The sequence below is a fragment of the Shimia sagamensis genome (assembly GCF_900182745.1).
Taxonomy (GTDB): domain Bacteria; phylum Pseudomonadota; class Alphaproteobacteria; order Rhodobacterales; family Rhodobacteraceae; genus Shimia; species Shimia sagamensis.
Genome location: NZ_FXTY01000001.1, coordinates 811,101 through 826,850 on the forward strand (window position 1 = coordinate 811,101; position 15,750 = coordinate 826,850).

21 protein-coding genes are annotated in these 15,750 nt (G+C 55.7%); 15 read left to right on the forward strand and 6 right to left on the reverse strand.

Translation table 11 applies throughout. The features are described from left to right. Nucleotides 1–1,383, reverse strand: a complete 1,383-nt coding sequence (locus tag QOL67_RS03755; protein ID WP_283424601.1) for a flagellar hook-length control protein FliK — start codon at nt 1,381–1,383, stop codon at nt 1–3. A 113-nt stretch (nt 1,384–1,496) separates the two neighbouring features. Between QOL67_RS03755 and QOL67_RS03760 the strand changes: the two genes are divergently transcribed. The 6 genes from QOL67_RS03760 (at nt 1,497) to QOL67_RS03785 (ending at nt 5,245) form a co-directional block, all read left to right on the forward strand. Further along, on the forward strand, nt 1,497–1,790 hold the full coding sequence (locus QOL67_RS03760) for a rod-binding protein (protein ID WP_283424602.1): 294 nt from the start codon (nt 1,497–1,499) through the stop codon (nt 1,788–1,790). Then, complete coding sequence (locus QOL67_RS03765) at nt 1,783–2,154, forward strand: flagellar biosynthesis protein FlgN (RefSeq protein WP_283424603.1); 372 nt, start codon at nt 1,783–1,785, stop codon at nt 2,152–2,154. Before QOL67_RS03760 ends, QOL67_RS03765 begins: the two co-directional genes overlap by 8 nt. 225 nt (nt 2,155–2,379) lie before the next feature. Continuing rightward, nucleotides 2,380–3,597 (forward strand): flagellin N-terminal helical domain-containing protein, encoded by a 1,218-nt coding sequence (locus QOL67_RS03770; RefSeq protein ID WP_283424604.1) that lies wholly within the window; start codon nt 2,380–2,382, stop codon nt 3,595–3,597. 84 nt (nt 3,598–3,681) lie between these two features. Beyond that, the gene (flaF, locus tag QOL67_RS03775) at nt 3,682–4,059 is read left to right on the forward strand and encodes a flagellar biosynthesis regulator FlaF (RefSeq protein ID WP_283424605.1); all 378 of its coding nucleotides are present in this window, start codon (nt 3,682–3,684) and stop codon (nt 4,057–4,059) included. Further along, the gene (gene flbT, locus QOL67_RS03780) at nt 4,056–4,460 is read left to right on the forward strand and encodes a flagellar biosynthesis repressor FlbT (protein ID WP_283424606.1); all 405 of its coding nucleotides are present in this window, start codon (nt 4,056–4,058) and stop codon (nt 4,458–4,460) included. The genes flaF and flbT overlap by 4 nt, the downstream gene beginning before the upstream one ends. Next, nucleotides 4,457–5,245: a DUF1217 domain-containing protein gene (locus QOL67_RS03785; protein ID WP_283424607.1), complete on the forward strand. Its 789-nt coding sequence runs from the start codon at nt 4,457–4,459 to the stop codon at nt 5,243–5,245. The genes flbT and QOL67_RS03785 overlap by 4 nt, the downstream gene beginning before the upstream one ends. 122 nt (nt 5,246–5,367) lie before the next feature. Here QOL67_RS03785 and QOL67_RS03790 read toward each other — a convergent pair whose 3' ends face one another. Next, nucleotides 5,368–6,699: a FliI/YscN family ATPase gene (locus QOL67_RS03790; RefSeq protein WP_283424608.1), complete on the reverse strand. Its 1,332-nt coding sequence runs from the start codon at nt 6,697–6,699 to the stop codon at nt 5,368–5,370. 83 nt (nt 6,700–6,782) lie between these two features. Between QOL67_RS03790 and QOL67_RS03795 the strand changes: the two genes are divergently transcribed. Genes QOL67_RS03795 through QOL67_RS03835 form a run of 9 tightly spaced genes read left to right on the forward strand, consistent with a single transcriptional unit; the run spans nt 6,783 to nt 11,352 of the window. Further along, nucleotides 6,783–7,166: a FlgB family protein gene (locus QOL67_RS03795; protein WP_283424609.1), complete on the forward strand. Its 384-nt coding sequence runs from the start codon at nt 6,783–6,785 to the stop codon at nt 7,164–7,166. 22 nt (nt 7,167–7,188) lie between these two features. Next, the gene (gene flgC, locus QOL67_RS03800) at nt 7,189–7,575 is read left to right on the forward strand and encodes a flagellar basal body rod protein FlgC (protein ID WP_283424610.1); all 387 of its coding nucleotides are present in this window, start codon (nt 7,189–7,191) and stop codon (nt 7,573–7,575) included. Between the two features lie 22 nt (nt 7,576–7,597). Beyond that, nucleotides 7,598–7,885, forward strand: a complete 288-nt coding sequence (fliE, locus tag QOL67_RS03805; RefSeq protein ID WP_283424611.1) for a flagellar hook-basal body complex protein FliE — start codon at nt 7,598–7,600, stop codon at nt 7,883–7,885. Continuing rightward, on the forward strand, nt 7,885–8,154 hold the full coding sequence (locus QOL67_RS03810; protein ID WP_283424612.1) for a flagellar biosynthetic protein FliQ: 270 nt from the start codon (nt 7,885–7,887) through the stop codon (nt 8,152–8,154). The genes fliE and QOL67_RS03810 overlap by 1 nt, the downstream gene beginning before the upstream one ends. 2 nt (nt 8,155–8,156) lie before the next feature. After that, nucleotides 8,157–8,870, forward strand: a complete 714-nt coding sequence (locus QOL67_RS03815; protein WP_283424613.1) for a flagellar hook-basal body complex protein — start codon at nt 8,157–8,159, stop codon at nt 8,868–8,870. A 21-nt stretch (nt 8,871–8,891) separates the two neighbouring features. Beyond that, a complete protein-coding gene (gene flgG / locus QOL67_RS03820) occupies nt 8,892–9,677 on the forward strand; it encodes a flagellar basal-body rod protein FlgG (RefSeq protein WP_283424614.1) in 786 nt (261 codons plus the stop codon). Between the two features lies 1 nt (nt 9,678). Further along, nucleotides 9,679–10,098, forward strand: coding sequence for a flagellar basal body P-ring formation chaperone FlgA (gene flgA / locus QOL67_RS03825; protein ID WP_283424615.1), 420 nt, complete (start codon nt 9,679–9,681; stop codon nt 10,096–10,098). A 12-nt stretch (nt 10,099–10,110) separates the two neighbouring features. Next, nucleotides 10,111–10,842, forward strand: a complete 732-nt coding sequence (gene flgH, locus QOL67_RS03830) for a flagellar basal body L-ring protein FlgH (protein WP_430458930.1) — start codon at nt 10,111–10,113, stop codon at nt 10,840–10,842. Between the two features lie 12 nt (nt 10,843–10,854). After that, nucleotides 10,855–11,352, forward strand: a complete 498-nt coding sequence (locus QOL67_RS03835; RefSeq protein WP_283424616.1) for a flagellar basal body-associated protein FliL — start codon at nt 10,855–10,857, stop codon at nt 11,350–11,352. A 72-nt stretch (nt 11,353–11,424) separates the two neighbouring features. Here the strand turns inward: QOL67_RS03835 and QOL67_RS03840 are convergent, their stop codons facing one another. Genes QOL67_RS03840 through flhA form a run of 4 tightly spaced genes read right to left on the reverse strand, consistent with a single transcriptional unit; the run spans nt 11,425 to nt 15,726 of the window. Beyond that, nucleotides 11,425–11,838, reverse strand: a complete 414-nt coding sequence (locus QOL67_RS03840) for a hypothetical protein (protein ID WP_283424617.1) — start codon at nt 11,836–11,838, stop codon at nt 11,425–11,427. Beyond that, nucleotides 11,835–12,923 (reverse strand): EscU/YscU/HrcU family type III secretion system export apparatus switch protein, encoded by a 1,089-nt coding sequence (locus QOL67_RS03845; protein WP_283424618.1) that lies wholly within the window; start codon nt 12,921–12,923, stop codon nt 11,835–11,837. Before QOL67_RS03845 ends, QOL67_RS03840 begins: the two co-directional genes overlap by 4 nt. Continuing rightward, nucleotides 12,920–13,696: a flagellar biosynthetic protein FliR gene (locus QOL67_RS03850; RefSeq protein ID WP_283424619.1), complete on the reverse strand. Its 777-nt coding sequence runs from the start codon at nt 13,694–13,696 to the stop codon at nt 12,920–12,922. Before QOL67_RS03850 ends, QOL67_RS03845 begins: the two co-directional genes overlap by 4 nt. Continuing rightward, the gene (gene flhA, locus QOL67_RS03855; RefSeq protein ID WP_430458935.1) at nt 13,693–15,726 is read right to left on the reverse strand and encodes a flagellar biosynthesis protein FlhA; all 2,034 of its coding nucleotides are present in this window, start codon (nt 15,724–15,726) and stop codon (nt 13,693–13,695) included. The genes QOL67_RS03850 and flhA overlap by 4 nt, the downstream gene beginning before the upstream one ends. Nucleotides 15,727–15,750 lie beyond the last annotated feature (24 nt).

Sequence of the window (15,750 nt, forward strand, 5' to 3'; positions counted from 1 at the left end):
CTAGACGCGGATATCAAGGCCGCTGCTCACGAGGGTTTGGGGGGTGGCCTGTTGTGCGGCCAATGTGGCGGCATCCGCCATCAGAGCGACGTCGCCTTGGGCGTGACCACCCTGGCCACCTTGGCCAAAATCATTTCCGGATTGGGTGTCTTGGCCGCCGCTGCCTTGCTGTTCAAAGCTGAATGCGACGTCTTTGTAGCCCATCTCCATAAAGTCTTTGCGCAGCATGTCGATGTGACGCCGCATCAATTCGGTTGTGGCTTGGCTTTCAGCCGCGATGTTCACGGTCATCACGCCACCAGCTTCAGACATGGACATCCGCACCTTGCCCAACTCGGGAGGATCCATCGCCAGCTCAATCAGATTCTTGTCCGACATCTTGAAGGCATCTGCGACCTGTCGCACCACATAGGCTGGGTTTGGCGCGCTGTTGGTCAGGCGTGCCTGAGATGCGGCTTCTTGGGAACTCATGATCGAGCGGGAGCTGTTGGTGCTTTCATCTGCGGCGGCAATCATCATGTCGAGGTTCTGGCTGGCCTGAATATCCGCAGCTTTGTTGTTCATCTGCGGCACGCCGGCGTTGACCTGCTCCATAATCGCGCGGGCTTGCAACTGTTGCGTGGTGGAGGTTGTTGGCACCGACGGGGTTTCCAGTTTGGGAGCCGTTGGCTCTTCCACTGCTTCCACGCTCTGCTTAACAGCGCCACGACGCCCTGCATCTTGCGCCGCCACTTCCTGCACAATCTGTTGCGGTGCGGCCTGCGCCGCCTGTTGGTTCACCTGCGACCGGACGCTCACGCGCATCGGGTCGAGCCCTTCGCCAGTTTCTGCCACCAATTTTCCGGACTGTGCGTTGGCCATTTGCACCGCATCCACAGCTTTAGGGGCGGCTTGTTCCGGCAATACAATTTGTTTTGCGTCGGTAGTTTGTGTTTGTGCCTGTCCGGTAACGACCTGTTTGGCCGTGTCGCTTGCCTGCGTCGCCAATTTCATCAGTGCGGCGTTTTCTGTGGCACCTTTGGCGACCTTTGTTTCCGCATCTGCGGGCGCAACCTCAGGCACGTCATGTACGGTTTGAGCCACCTCCACAGCGACAAAATCTGCGTCCTCAGGTGTCTCAGACGGTGTATCCTGCCCATCAGACTTGGCCTGTCTGCCGTCTTTGTCAGGCCGCGAATCGGCCTCTTTCGGCGCGGTGTTGTCCTGATCCTGATCGGGGGTGCGGGTGTCTTTCACGTCCTCGGATGGACGGTCATCACCTTTGTCCGACGCCTCGTAAGTCTTGGAAAAATCGTCTTTTTCCTGCTTTGGCTTGGGCGCGTTCTTGGTGGCAGTTGTCTCATTGGTGACCGACGGTTGGGTCACAAAAGGCAGATTAAGCATAGCGGTCTCCGGGAATTCTTCCTCATCCCCTCTCTACGCCAGTCTTCCTTACCACTTTCTTTACCGTCCTGAGCCACAACTAAAAAATCCACGTTTAGACTGTGAGGCAAGAAATGCTCAACACACCCACTCCCCTCGCGCCTGCTGCGCCCCCGATCCAACCCGTGCCCAGCGCGCGTGAAACCGCCCTGCGCGACGCCGCCAAGGAGCTTGAAGCCGGCTTCCTAGCCGAGATGCTCAAGTCCGCAGGCCTTGGAAAAACAAGTGAATCCTTTGGTGGCGGCGCTGGTGAAGACCAGTTCTCCTCCTTCCTGGTGCAGGAACAAGCCCGCGCCATGGTGGACGCCGGCGGCATCGGCCTGTCCGAGGCGTTCTTCAATGCTCTAAAGGAGCGCGCCGATGTCTGATGAGACCGTTGAAATCCCGCTGATCGATTCGCTTCACGAATTGCTGGAGGACGAGCGCACCGCGCTTCTCGAAGGCAAACTGGATGCGCTGCCAGATCTTTTGACACGCAAAGAAGCACTGTTCGAAGACCTCACCACCCTGCAAGAGGAGCAAGAGATCGACGCAGACGATCTCACCCCATTGCAGGAAGGCTTCGCCCGCAACCACCAACTTTTGGAATCGGCACAGGCCGGTTTGCGTGCCACTCAGGAACGCATGGGCACCATGCGCCGCGTGCGCACCACATTCGAATCTTATGATAACCGTGGCCAGCGCCAAGCCGTTCAATTGAACGCCGGTCAACGTGTTGAAAAGAGAGCGTAAATCGCTCTCTTCCCAGTTTGTTTAAAATGCCACAGATTGTGCGGTTTGGGTTTAGGGAAACGTTAGCACTTACCACGCCATGTTGATCCCGCATCCCAAGGAGGGTGGCACCGGACACGGACCTGAGCCGACCGGTAGATGTCAGAATGACGTTCAGGAGTGCCTCCCTAAAAGAGGCGCAAAATACAAACCGACGCAAAAGCGTCACGACATATAGGAAATGCCATGTCCAGCATTCTGACAAACAACGGCGCAATGGTTGCGCTGCAAACCCTGAAATCCGTAAACTCCAGCTTGTCTGAAACCCAAGGCCAGATCTCTACTGGTAAAAAGGTTGCCGACTCCAAGCAAAACGCTGCTGTTTGGGCCATCTCCAAGACGATGGAATCTGACGTGAACGGTTTCAAATCGGTGAAAGAAAGCCTTTCGCTGGGTGAATCTACTGTCGCAGTTGCCCGCCAGGCAACCGAAACAGTGACCGACCTCCTGGGTCAGATGAAAGAGCGCATTGTTGCTTCCCAAGGGGACAACGTGGACCGGACAAAACTGCAAGCTGAAGTCACCGAACTGCGTGATCAGATTTCCTCCGTTGTGGGCGCTGCCCAGTTCAACGGTCTGAACCTGGTTGACGGTTCCACCGCTTCTACTGACGTTTTGTCCTCTCTTGACCGAGACTCTTCCGGTGCAGTGAGCGCTTCGTCGATCACTGTTACTGGTGCCAACCTGTCAACTGGTGGTTATACTGCCAAAGACGTCTTCGGTTCTTCTGGTGGTACGCCGTCTACTGACGGTGACACCGTTGTCCTCTCCCTTGACCAAGGTGGTGGCTCGGATCAGATCACAATCGACGACTCCGGTGCAGCATTGGTTGCAGGTGACAAAGTCGAAATTCGCTTGGGTGACCAAACTGCGTCCTTTACTGTGAGCGCAGACGACGTCGGTGCAGGTATCAACACTTCTGAGATGGTCGCATCTGGCCTGAAGAACGCCATCGACAATCTTGGCATCGCCGATCTTCAAGTTGACTACGATCCGGGCGCGGCAGCAGGTCAGCTGACCTTCACCAACAACGGCACTGCCGACTTGACCGTCACCGGTCAATTCCAAAACGCCGGCTCGGGTGATTTGGCTGAACTGGCAGCCATCGACGTATCCACCTCTGCGGGTGCGACGGCGGCTCTTGGTTCAATTGAAAGCTTGATCACTGAAACCATCGACGCGGCCGCAGCTTTCGGTACCGTTGAATCCCGCATCAGCACTCAGTCTGACTTCGTTGGTAAGTTGTCCGACTCTCTGACTTCGGGCATCGGCGGCATGGTTGACGCCGATATGGAAGAAACCTCTGCACGTCTGCAGGCACTTCAGGTTCAGCAGCAGCTGGCGACACAGTCGCTGTCTATTGCGAACCAGGCGCCACAGCAGCTGCTGTCGCTCTTCCGTTAATGGACTTAGTTGGGGGCGCCAAAACGGCGCCCCCAGCACCTCCATCTCTTTAATTTCTGTCTCGCATCTCGGGAGAACTCCGACGTGACACCAAATGCTCTCGCAAAACGTGCCTACGGGCAGGCCGGCGCGCCAACAAAGTCCACAGGTAAGCTAGAATATGACGTGATCGCGCGGGTCACCCACAAGCTTAAGAAAGCTGCCATGCAAGGCAAACGTGGTTTCCCTCTTTTAGCCGAAGCCATCCATGAGAACCGCTCCCTTTGGACCCTTCTCGCCGTGGATGTGGCTGGCACCGACAACGGTCTTCCCGAACAGCTTCGGGCCCAGATCTTCTATCTCGCGGAATTCACGGATCATCACAGCACAAAAGTGCTGGCGGGCGACGCCAATGTGCGGCCCCTACTGGAAGTCAACACCGCGATATTACGCGGCCTTCGAAGCGGAGCGGCAGCAGCATGAGCGGCCTTGTCCTAAAATTGAGCCCCAAAGAGCGGGTTCTCGTGAATGGCGCAGTCATCGAGAACGGCGACCGCCGGTCCCGACTGTCCATCATGACCCCAAATGCCCACATCCTGCGTCTGCGGGATGCCATCCACCCTGAAGAGGCCAACACACCGGTGCGCCGAGCGTGTTACTCGCTGCAACTGGTTTTGTCTGGTGATGCAGATGCTGACGAGGTGGAGCGTACCTTGCTGCGTCACATCGAGGATCTGAGCCAGGTCTTCACCGATCATGACAGCCGTCAACAGATCACGCTGGCCTCTGAGGCCGTGCTTGCTGGCCGTCACTATCAAAGCCTCAAGGCGCTGCGCACATTGTTGCCGCGTGAAGATCGTCTGATGGCGGTGGCCCGCCAATGAGTTTTCAACCCATCGTCGCAGGAACCGGCCTCGTTGCCTGGAACTTTCTCCAGCGCACGATGGACACGCAGACCAAGGCGTTCGAAAGTTCGCCACAAATTTCGCGTGACCTCGACTACTTCGAAGAAAATATTCGAAATGTCGAAACCGCTGAGGATCTCACCAGCGACCGCCGTTTGATGCGGATTGCGCTGGGCGCCTATGGGTTGGATGACGACATCAACAACACCTTCTTCATGAAGAAAATTCTTGAGGAAGGCTCTTCTGCTTCGGATTCGTTGGCCAATAAAATGGCCGACAAACGCTATCTGAATTTCACCAAGGATTTTGGCTTTGGCGATCTGGGTGGCCCGTGGCACAAAAAAGATTCCTTTGTTGAAAATATCAAAGAGCAATACACCACGCGGCAATTTGAAATTGCTGTAGGGGAGCAAGACGAAAGTATGCGCTTGGCGCTAAACGCGGTCCGAGAACTGCAGGAAATTGCCGTTGACGGAAAAAGTGACACCACCAAATGGTTTTCGGTGCTCGGCTCTCCACCGCTGCGTAATGTGATGGAGCAAACTTTTAACCTGCCGGCTTCTTTTGGCGCGCTTGATCTCGACAAGCAACTCGAAGTCTTTCGTGGCCGAATGGAAAAGCTCACGGGTGAAACCGAAATCGGCCAGTTTGTGAGTGAAGATGCGCAGCAAAAGATTGTGGACCGCTATCTGATCATGTCTCAGATCAACAATACCCAGGGTATGAGCGGTGGTCAGATTGCGTTGACCTTGTTGTCTTATTGACCCGAACCACAATATCTGGAGCCGTCGCAATACAGTCGCGAAACAGACGTAATACCGACGTGAAAATTCAGCAAAAAGCGCGCCTCAATGGGCGCGCTTTTGTCGTTTCATGACCGGTTTGTTTACGCTTTGGCGCCAGCGCGACGCAAGAGAAGCGTAAGCTTTTGAAATGCATTCATAATCGACGCACTATTGCCGTCACCCATATAGCCATCCAGCTCTGGCCAGGCGTTGATCGCCACATCCAGAACTGGGTCAGAACCCGCTGAATACAGCCCCGCGCGGATCATCGTCGCGCTCTGCTCATACGCCCCTAAAAGCCGGCGAGCCTCTGAAATTGTTGCATTTTCTTGGTCCGTGGCACAATGCGGTAGGCTTCGCGAGACAGACCTAAGCAGGTCCACGGCTGGGTATCTGCCGCGCTCCGCAATCTTGCGATCCAGCACCACATGCCCATCCAGCACCCCGCGCAGGATGTCGGCAATCGGTTCATCCATGTCTGAGCCAGCGACTAAGACACTGAAAACACCGGTAATATCGCCCTGACCTTCGAGTCCAGGACCGGCCCGTTCACAGAGCGACATGATCATATGCGAGGTTGACGGCGGATAGCCGCGCAGGGCTGGCATTTCACCTGATGCAACCGCCACTTCACGGTGGGCTTCAGCAAAACGTGTGATGGAATCCGCCATAAAAATCACATGCTTACCGGAATCACGGAAGTGTTCTGCCACGCTCATCGCCGCCAACGCGCAACGCCGGCGCACCAGCGGGGATTGATCTGACGTCGCCGCAACAACAATCGACCGCTTGAGACCTTCCGGCCCCAACACATTTTCCACAAACTCCCGCAGTTCCCTACCCCGTTCCCCAATCAATGCAATGACCGCGATATCGCCTGTCATATGTTTGGCAAACTGGCCCATCAGACTTGATTTCCCAACGCCAGAACCCGCAAACAAACCAATACGTTGGCCCTTCACAATTGGCAGCATTGTGTTGAAAATCGCCATGCCGGTTTCCAGCCGATCACCCAGCCCGCGACGTGCGGCAGGCGGCGGCGGGCTGTTCTTCAAAGGCCGCATTTTAGGTCCGCGCAACAGCGGCTTCCCGTCCAATGGATTGCCATATGGATCAATGATCCGCCCGATCCAAGCATCTGACGGTGCAATGCCCACCTGGTCGCGCAACGCCACGCGGTCTCCAATAGACACGCCATCCGGCGTTGCATCCGGCAACATTGTCATATCCTGGCTGTGCAGCTGTATGACTTCACCAGCAATCTTTGCCCCGTCATGCAGTGTCACTTCCAGCAGATCACCGATTCGTGCAACTGCATTGAGGCCACTCACCCGCAGTAGGTTGCCTTCAACCGCGCAGACTCGGCCTATATCCTTGATTGGGCTCACTCTTTTGAGTTCTGCGCCAAGGCTTTCTAGCCCTTTTGCGTCCATTTGGATTCTCCAAAGTTCCTTCGAAACCCTTTCTAAAGGAATCAGGGTTAAGCCTTAATTTAAGCCACCGAGGGAGAAACCCCGTGTTCAAGAATTTGAACGTATTTAAAACTGCACATGCCATGGGCCAACACGCTGCTGTACGACAGTCTGTTGTTGCTCAGAATATGGCAAACGCTGATACGCCGGGCTACAAAGCCCGCGATATTACGCCCTTTAAAGAGGTCTACCGTAACGACGGTGGTGCCTCCAGTATGCGTGCAACCCGCACCGGTCATCAAGGCCATGCGTTGGATTCTGTTGCATTGCGCCCAACCCTCACCACTGCTGAAGTTGCCCCAAGCGGCAACAGTGTCTCTTTGGAAGAAGAGATGCTGAAGGCGGTTGACATCAAACGCCAGCACGATCGTTCGCTGGCCATCTATAAATCCTCCCTGTCCGTGCTTCGAACTGCACTTGGACGTTAAGTAAGACAGAAAGTCATGATCAATGAGTGATTTTGGTTCCGCATTAAGCGTCACCTCGTCAGGTCTGCGAGCACAAGCCGCCCGCCTGCGCCATGTGTCCGAAAACATCGCCAATGCCGACACCCCCGGGTATCAGCGCAAGACCGTGAGCTTTGAGGCAGACACCGCTACTCGTGATGGACAGGTCTCTGTTAGTCCCGTCCAACTGGATCGGTCAGAAGGTCAGAAGATATTTGATCCGAGCCACCCGATGGCCAATGCCTCCGGTAACTACATGGGCTCGAATGTCGACATGATCATCGAAATCGCTGACGCGCGCGAAGCGCAGCGCAGCTACGAGGCCAATCTCAAGATGTTTGACCAAACCCGTCAGATGTCCTCCTCGCTCATGGAACTACTGCGTAAATAACGTTTAACTAAGGAGACCCAGAATGGATGTCCGTACAGTACTAGCCGCCCAAAATTACACGGCTTCAAAACCCGCCACAGGACCCGCAGAAAACGGCGAAGGCGGCAATGCCCTATTTGGCCTCGCAAAGGACTTTGCTGCCACGCTTCAGGAAAGCGAGCAGGTGTCCATGCAGTCGATGACCAGCAAAGCGGATCCACATACTTTGGTGCAAGCTTTGGCGCAAACGGAGTTGGCCGTCGAAACCGCCGTGACCGTGCGCAACAAGGTGGTCGAAGCCTACCAAGAAATTCTGCGTATGCCGGTCTGATGTTTGATCAAGCCATCTTTTTTGACACTCTACGTCAAGGCCTCTGGGTCGCGACGATGATTTCCGCGCCCATTCTCACTGTGGCGTTGGTTTCTGGTGTCTTGGTTGGCTTGTTTCAAGCGCTGACTTCAATCCAGGAGATGACCCTGACCTTTGTGCCCAAAGTGCTCTCAATCGTCATCGTCTTCTGGGCCACCATGGGTTTCATGAGCCAAACCTTGGTGTCGTTTTTTCAATCCACTCTCGTTCCATTGATTGCAGGAGGCTAACTATGGACAACGCAGGCTACACAACGCTGACCCGTCAGTCCGGTCTCACCCGTGAGATGAACGTTCTGGCTAACAACATCGCCAACGCAGCCACCACCGGCTACCGCGCCGAAGGCATCGCGTTTTCAGAATTCATCAAGTCGGCCCCCGGCACGGAAAGCATCTCCATGGCAACCGCCAATGTGCAGATGACTTCGCTGGAGCAGGGTGCACTCAAGCAAACGGGCGGCAGCCTGGATTTTGCGGTTGAGGGCCCAGGTTTCTTTATGGTGCAGACGCCAGACGGCGAGCGCCTGACCCGTGCGGGTGCGTTTTCTCCCAATGAAAATGGCGACCTGGTGAACATGGATGGCCATCTTGTCTTGGACTCCGGCGGCGCGCCGATCTTTATTCCGCCGGATGCCAAAGGCGTGGATGTCGCATCTGATGGTACCTTTAGTGTGGACGGCAACCCTCTCGGGCAGTTGGGTATCTACCGGCCGGTCAACCCGCTCGATCTGAAGCGGGAAACTGGCGTGCTGTTTGAGGCCCCCGATGGGGTGGAACCCGTGGAAGAAGCCCGCGTTTTGCAGGGCTTTTTGGAAAACTCCAACGTCAATCCAATCACCCAATTGTCCCGTATGATCGAGGTGCAACGCGCCTATGAGATGGGACAGACTTTCCTTGAAAACGAACACAACCGCATCCGTGATGCGGTGAAAACCTTCGTCAGATAAACATAGAAAGAGGACAGCAGAATGCGTGCCCTGACAATTGCAGCTACCGGTATGAGTGCTCAGCAACTGCGCGTTGAGACAATTTCCAACAACCTCTCCAACATGTCCACGACAGGGTATAACGCTCGTCGGGCTGAGTTTGCGGACCTGCATTATCAGCAGGTTTCCCGCGCCGGTGCGATCAGTGCCTCCGACGGCTCCGTGCTCCCAACGGGCGTGCAGGTTGGCCTTGGTGTGCGTGCCGCGGCGATCAACGTGAACCTGGAGCAGGGTTCATTGTCCAACACCGGCGGTGATCTGGACGTGGCGATCGAAGGCAAAGGTTACCTTGAAGTCACCCTGCCAAATGGCGAAGCGGCCTACACCCGAGACGGTGGTTTGAAGCGCAGTGCGGACGGCCTGATTGTCACTTCTGATGGCTTCCCGGTAGCACCAGAAATCACCATTCCGGAAGACGCGACCAGCATTTCCATCAACGGTGACGGCCAGGTGTTTGCGTATTTTAGTGATGCCACTGAGGCTGAAGAGCTTGGCCAATTCACCTTGGCGGGTTTCACCAACGCCAAAGGTCTCGAAGCGCTGGGCGGCAATCTCTTTGCTGAAACCGAAGCATCTGGTGCTCCTAACGTGACCAACCCGGGCGAAGACGGTCTTGGGACATTGCGCCAAGGATATCTGGAAGACAGCTCTGTGGACGCGGTGCGTGAAGTTACCGAACTAATCGAAGCCCAACGTGGCTATGAGCTCAACGCCAAAGTCATCACCGCCGCTGACCAGATGATGGCAGCCACGGCGCAGGTGCGCTAAAATGAAACGCGCCCTTGCCCTCATATTGACAGTTCTTGCTGCACCCGTTTCTGCCGAAATTGTGGTCGCGACTGAGATCATTCGTGCCAACACCATCATTGATCCCGGCGTAGTTGGGCTCAAGCGTGGCGATGTGCCCGGCGTTCACACGGACTTGGAAGCTGTGATTGGGCAAGAAGCGCGTAAAGCGATTTACCCTGGTCGCCCTGTTCGCAAAGCCGACATCGGGGCGCCGGCGCTTGTGGAACGCAATCAAATTGTCACGCTGATTTACAACTCCAGCGGTTTGAAAATCGAAACGGAGGGTCGCTCTTTGGCCCGAGCCGGCGAGGGCGAGCGACTGCGTGTCATGAACCTCAGCTCCCGCTCCACCATCACCGGAACTGTATTGCCCAATGGCAATATTCAGGTCGCCAATTAAAGGAAAACTCCAGTGCGTATTTTCTCTACAGCAATTCTTCTCGTGGCGCTGGCCGTTTCCGGATGTGGCCGCACCGATCACATGGGCAAAGCGCCCAGCTTCACGCCGACCACCAACAATCAAGAGCACTACGCCATGATGAACCCGCCGCTGCCACAACAGGCTAGCGTGTCGCGTCGTTCTGACACCGCGTCGCTGTGGAGCGGGAACAAAGCGTCGCTGCTTGGCGATCGCCGTGCTGCCAGCCGAGGCGACATTCTCACCGTGGTGATCGAGGTGGATGAAAAAGCACAGATCAAAAATGAATCCGAGCGCAATCGTAGTGGCTCTGACAGCTTGTCCATTCCTGCCCTTGCAGGTCTACCACAGCGCATCAATTCTCGGCTTCCGGATGGGGCAACCACCGATCCCTTGGTGGATTTGAGCTCCGACAGCAAAAGCTCTGGTGACGGATCTGTAAAACGCAGTGAAAAACTGACTCTGCGGGTTGCGGCCACGGTTGTTGATGTCCTGCCCAATGGCGTTCTGGCTATCGAAGGATCCCAGGAGCTGCGGGTGAATTTTGAACTGCGCGAATTGCTCGTGTCCGGGTTTGCCCGTTCCGAGGACATCTCACGTCAAAATGAAATCACTTTCGACAAAATTGCCTCGGCCCGTGTGTCTTACGGCGGTCGCGGTCAAATCACCGACGTGCAGCAACCACGTTGGGGTCAACAGGTTATGGACGCGGTCCTGCCATACTAATCGGGTAGTCTGATGAAGAAACTTCTCCCAGTTATACTTCTGCTTCTTGGCATCGGTGGCGGTGTTGGCGCAGGGCTTGCCCTGCGTCCAGAACCCGCCCCGGTGGCGCAGACCGAAGGCGCCGAAGGTGAAGACCACGCTGCAAAATCGGATAAGAAAGACAAAGAAGTAGGCCCACCCCAAGGGCGTGAATATGTCGATCTGGTTGATCAGTTTATTGTGCCCGTTGTGAACGACGATGCTGTGGCTTCGCTTATTCTGATCACCCTTACAATTGAGGTGGAAGCTGGAAACAGCGACGGGATCTTTGAGGCTGAACCCCGTATCCGTGGGGTGCTTTTGCAGGCCATGTTTGATCACGCCAATCTCGGTGGGTTTGATGGGGCGTTCACCAATTCCAGCAAGCTCGATCGCCTGCGCAAAACCTTCCTTGAGGCGGCGCAGAAAACATTTGGTGAAGAAATCACCGATGTCTTGATTGTGCAGATCACACGGCAAGATATCGCGTAAGCCATATAATTCCCACAATAAGAAAGGGCGGCGCTCATCTGCGCCGCCCTTTCTTATTGAAGGCTCAAAAGCTCACATTCCACAACTAAGCTTGCCTTCCATAATCGAATCCACCAGCGCTACCGCACGGATTTGACGGCGGGTTTGCACCTCATGCTCTAGCAGTTTTTCCATCACATCTGCTTTGCCAAAATGCGTCTGCAGGTCCTTGTATGCGATCTCTTTTCGCACCATCACATTGGCCAGTTGGTGGTTGAGAATCTTCCGGTTGCGCCCAATCCAACTGTTCCAGGCCAGATCACCGCCGGTGATGCGCATGGCGGTGTCGTCACTGAGCATCTCTCGTCCATTCTTTTCCTGATCTGACAGGTCACTGAGCAATCCGCGCAGCTTGCTTTCTTCAGCCTGCACCACCTGCATCGCAGCCTGCGCCTTTTGATAGCGCGCCTGGGTGATGACATTCAGCTCTTTTAGATCGTCGCTCATACGCGTCCTTTCATGCGCTGACGGATTGCGTCAGCGAATCGAATGGCGGCTGCCACCGGGGCATAATGGTCCGGCGGGATTTCCTGGCCAATTTCAGCAACGGCGTGCAGTGCACGGGTTGATGGTGGATCTCGGTGAATTGGCACAGCGTTTTCCTGTGCCACTTCGCGGATTTTGGCTGCTACTTCATCCACACCTTTGGCCACACAGACCGGCGCAGCACCCGGCATGCGGGACCATTTCAGCGCCACCGCGTAATGGGTTGGGTTCACCATGATCACATCTGCATCCGGTACATCTGCGAGCATCTGGTTCATCGCGATTTCCTGACCCTTTTGACGCCGCTGTTGTTTCATATGCGGATCGCCTTCGGACTCTTTGCTCTCATCCGTCATTTCTTTGCGGGTCATCATGTTTTTGCGGGTGTGTTCCGCCCGTTGCCAAAAATAGTCGACCACAGCGATCGAGGCTGCGACCACAATCACAATCATAAAGAATTCAAGCATCAGCCGGCCAAGAAGCGCGGGCACCATAATGGCATCCAGCTGAATAGCTGATGCCATTTCCGCCATGCGCGCCTTCAGGAAAAAACTGAGGCACACCGAGTAGATCACCAGCTTGGCAAAGCTCTTGGCAAATTCAAATAACCCGCTGCGGCCAAACTTGTTTTTTGCATTGGCCAGCGGGTTGATGCGCGACAATTTTGGGGCAAGTTTTGAGCCTGTGACCAAAAAGGCGTTCTGCGCAATCACGCTTAAAATGACCGCGACCATTGGCACAATAAACCAGGGCGCAACCGACAAGATAACTTCCATCATAATGCCGCCAATTGGCGTGGCCGGATCGCCTTCAAATACCAGTGGCGCAAGCTCGTCGGCTTGATCCAAAAGCACCATCAATCCATTACCTGCCGATTTGATGGTGGTCGCGCCAACGGTTAGAAATGCCAGCGTTAGGCCAAGGTAGCCAGCTGCCACCGAGACATCCATGGATTTGGCAATCTCACCTTTTTTGCGCGCGTCATCGAGCTTCTTCTGGGTGGGCTCAAAACTCTTTTCGCTGTCGTCTTCCTGTCCGCCGCTCATCTCAATCCCTCAACTGGGTTGATCATGAAGGCCTCCATGGCGCCCCACCACAGGGTGAGCAACGCGGGAGCAACAAGGAACAAAAGAAACAGGCCGCCTGCCGTGATCAGCGGGGCACCGACAAAGGCCACCATCAACTGCGGCATGGCGCGGTTGATCACACCAAGCATCAGGTTGTAGATCGCGGAAATAATTACAAATGGCGCAGCCAGACGGAACGCTAGGTTGAACGCTTGCGCCATATGCGGCACGCCCCATTCGGTCATGATTTCACGCGGCGGGAAGGTGCCAGCGGGGAACAGCATATAAGATCCAATCAGGTATTGCGCGACATAGACGTGCAAACCCATCGTCACGGCGAGGGCCAGGCCTGCAATCACCAGCACGTTGCCGATGGCGGGCAAAGGTTCGCCCGCTGCGCCGCCCAAAAGCTGCGCCAGAGATGTCGACTGACCGGCGATGGTGCCAGCTGTCTGCAGCGCCATAACAAACATGCGAACGCCAATGCCCATTAAGAATCCGCTCATGGTTTCAGTGAGCGCATATTGCGCGATCACCGCAAAACTGGGCTCCGCGTTTTCAAACACCGGCACCGCAGGGGCAACAATCACCGTGAACGCAAGTGCCAGTCCAATTTTGATCCGCGCAGGCACAGATGTTTCGCCAAATGCGGGCAGCAAAGCCACCGCAGCCCCGACCCGCAAAAACACCAAAAAGCCGTGCCAAAGCGCGGCTTCTGTGGTGTTCAGAAGGAAGAGGGCGGTTTCCATCATGCGGCGACAACGCCAACAAGCGCAGGTCGGGCATCCAATCCAATTTCCTCAAAACTCAACACCGGATTGGAAATGCCTTTGGCGCTCAACACAGTACGCAGGAATCGCCTGCGTCGTGTTGAGGTCACCAGCGCCGCAAATATTCCGCTGTTGCCAGCGTCGGTCATGCGATCGGCAATCGACTGCGCCAATGCGTTGAACACATCCGGGGGGAGTGCCACATCCATGCCGCCTGCGTCGCCATCCACCTGGTAGGTGGCAAATGTATCTTCCCATTCTGGCGCAAGCTGCACCAATGGAATGGTCCCGTCGTTGCGCTTCAGATCTGAAATCAATTGGAAGCCAAGGCGCTGGCGTACATTTTCACAGATCACATCTGGCTGCGCACTCACATGGCGGGCTTCGGCAATCGATTCCAAAATCAGCGGCATGTTGCGGATCGAGACCTGCTCATCCAGCAACATGCGCAGGATGCGGTGCAACAAGTCGAGTGGCACTTTGTCCGGCACAAACTCGTCCATCATACGGCGGTTGGCATCTGCGCGGACCGGATCAGACAGGTTCATCATCTCATCCAGAATGCGGCGCAGCGCTTTGAAGGTCAGCAGGCGGCCAAAGTTGGATTTGATGGTTTCCAACAGATGTGTGGCGAGCACTTCTCCCGGGGTCACAATGGTGATGCCCGACAGGGCGGCTTTCTCCTGCGCGGCGCTGTCGATCCAGCGGGCAGGGGCGCCATAAACCGGCTCAGAAACGTCTTCACCAGACGGGAGGGCGTCAGGTGAATCGCCGGCCAATGCCAGTACCTTCTCCGGCTCCAACCGATCGCGCACCTGTTCCACGCCCTGAATGCGAATGGTGTAGGTGCCATTGGGCAGGGACGGTTCATCTGTGAGGCGGATTTCCGGAAGGATCAAACCATAGGTTGAGGCCACATGGGTCCGCATATTGGTAATCCGCGCGTCCAGACCAGCACCGGGATCCAGCACCATGTTCACCAGATCAGTGGCAAATTCGACGTGGATGTCATCTAGGTCCAGCACATCGCCAATGGGTTTGTCACGGGGCAGAACCGGCGCATCGTCTTCTTCAGGCTGCAAGCTGGCTTCGGCTTCGGCCTTTTTGTTTTTATACAGATAATAGGCTGCGCTTCCCAGAACGCCGCCACCGGCCATGAAAGGCAAAAACGGCAAACCAGGCACCAATGCAAACATCACCATCAGCACCGCAACAGTGGCAATGGCTGGAGGATAGTTGCCGAGCTGCTTGAGCAGGGTTAGGTCGGTTGAGCCAGTGGTGCCGCCACGTGCCAGAAGCAAAGCGGAGGCAATTGAGATGATAACAGCTGGGATCTGGGTGACTAGGCCATCACCAACGGTCAGGATGGCATAGGTTTCAAACGCTTGCCCAATTGGCATGCCATGCACGGCAACACCCATGATCAGGCCCATCACGAGGTTCATCAGCGTGATCAACAGACCGGCAATGGCGTCGCCTTTAACAAACTTTGACGCACCATCCAGCGAGCCAAAGAAGGTGGTTTCCTGCTGTTCGCGTTCGCGGCGGGCTTTTGCCTCGGCGTGGTCAATCGCACCGGCGGACATGTCGCTGTCAATCGCGAGCTGTTTGCCGGGCATCCCGTCCAGGGCAAACCGCGCGCCCACTTCGGCCATGCGTGTCGCGCCTTTGTTGATCACCATGAAGTTCACAATGAGCAACACGCAGAATACGACGAGGCCAAGAAACACGCTGCCGCCCATCACGAAGTTGGCAAAGCCCTCAATCACGTCACCAGCGGCGTTTGTGCCGGTGTGGCCTTGGCCGATGATCAGCTTGGTTGAGGATACGTTCAACGAGAGGCGGAGCATCAGTGACGCCAAAAGAATGGTTGGGAAGGCGGAAAAATCCAACGGACGCTCAATAAACAGCGTCACCGTGAAAATCAGAATTGCCAGCGCAAAGGAGGTTGCCAGGCCTACGTCCAACACCCAGGAAGGCATTGGCAGGATCATCATGACGATAATCGCCATCAGGGCGAGGGCGAGCAGGATCGT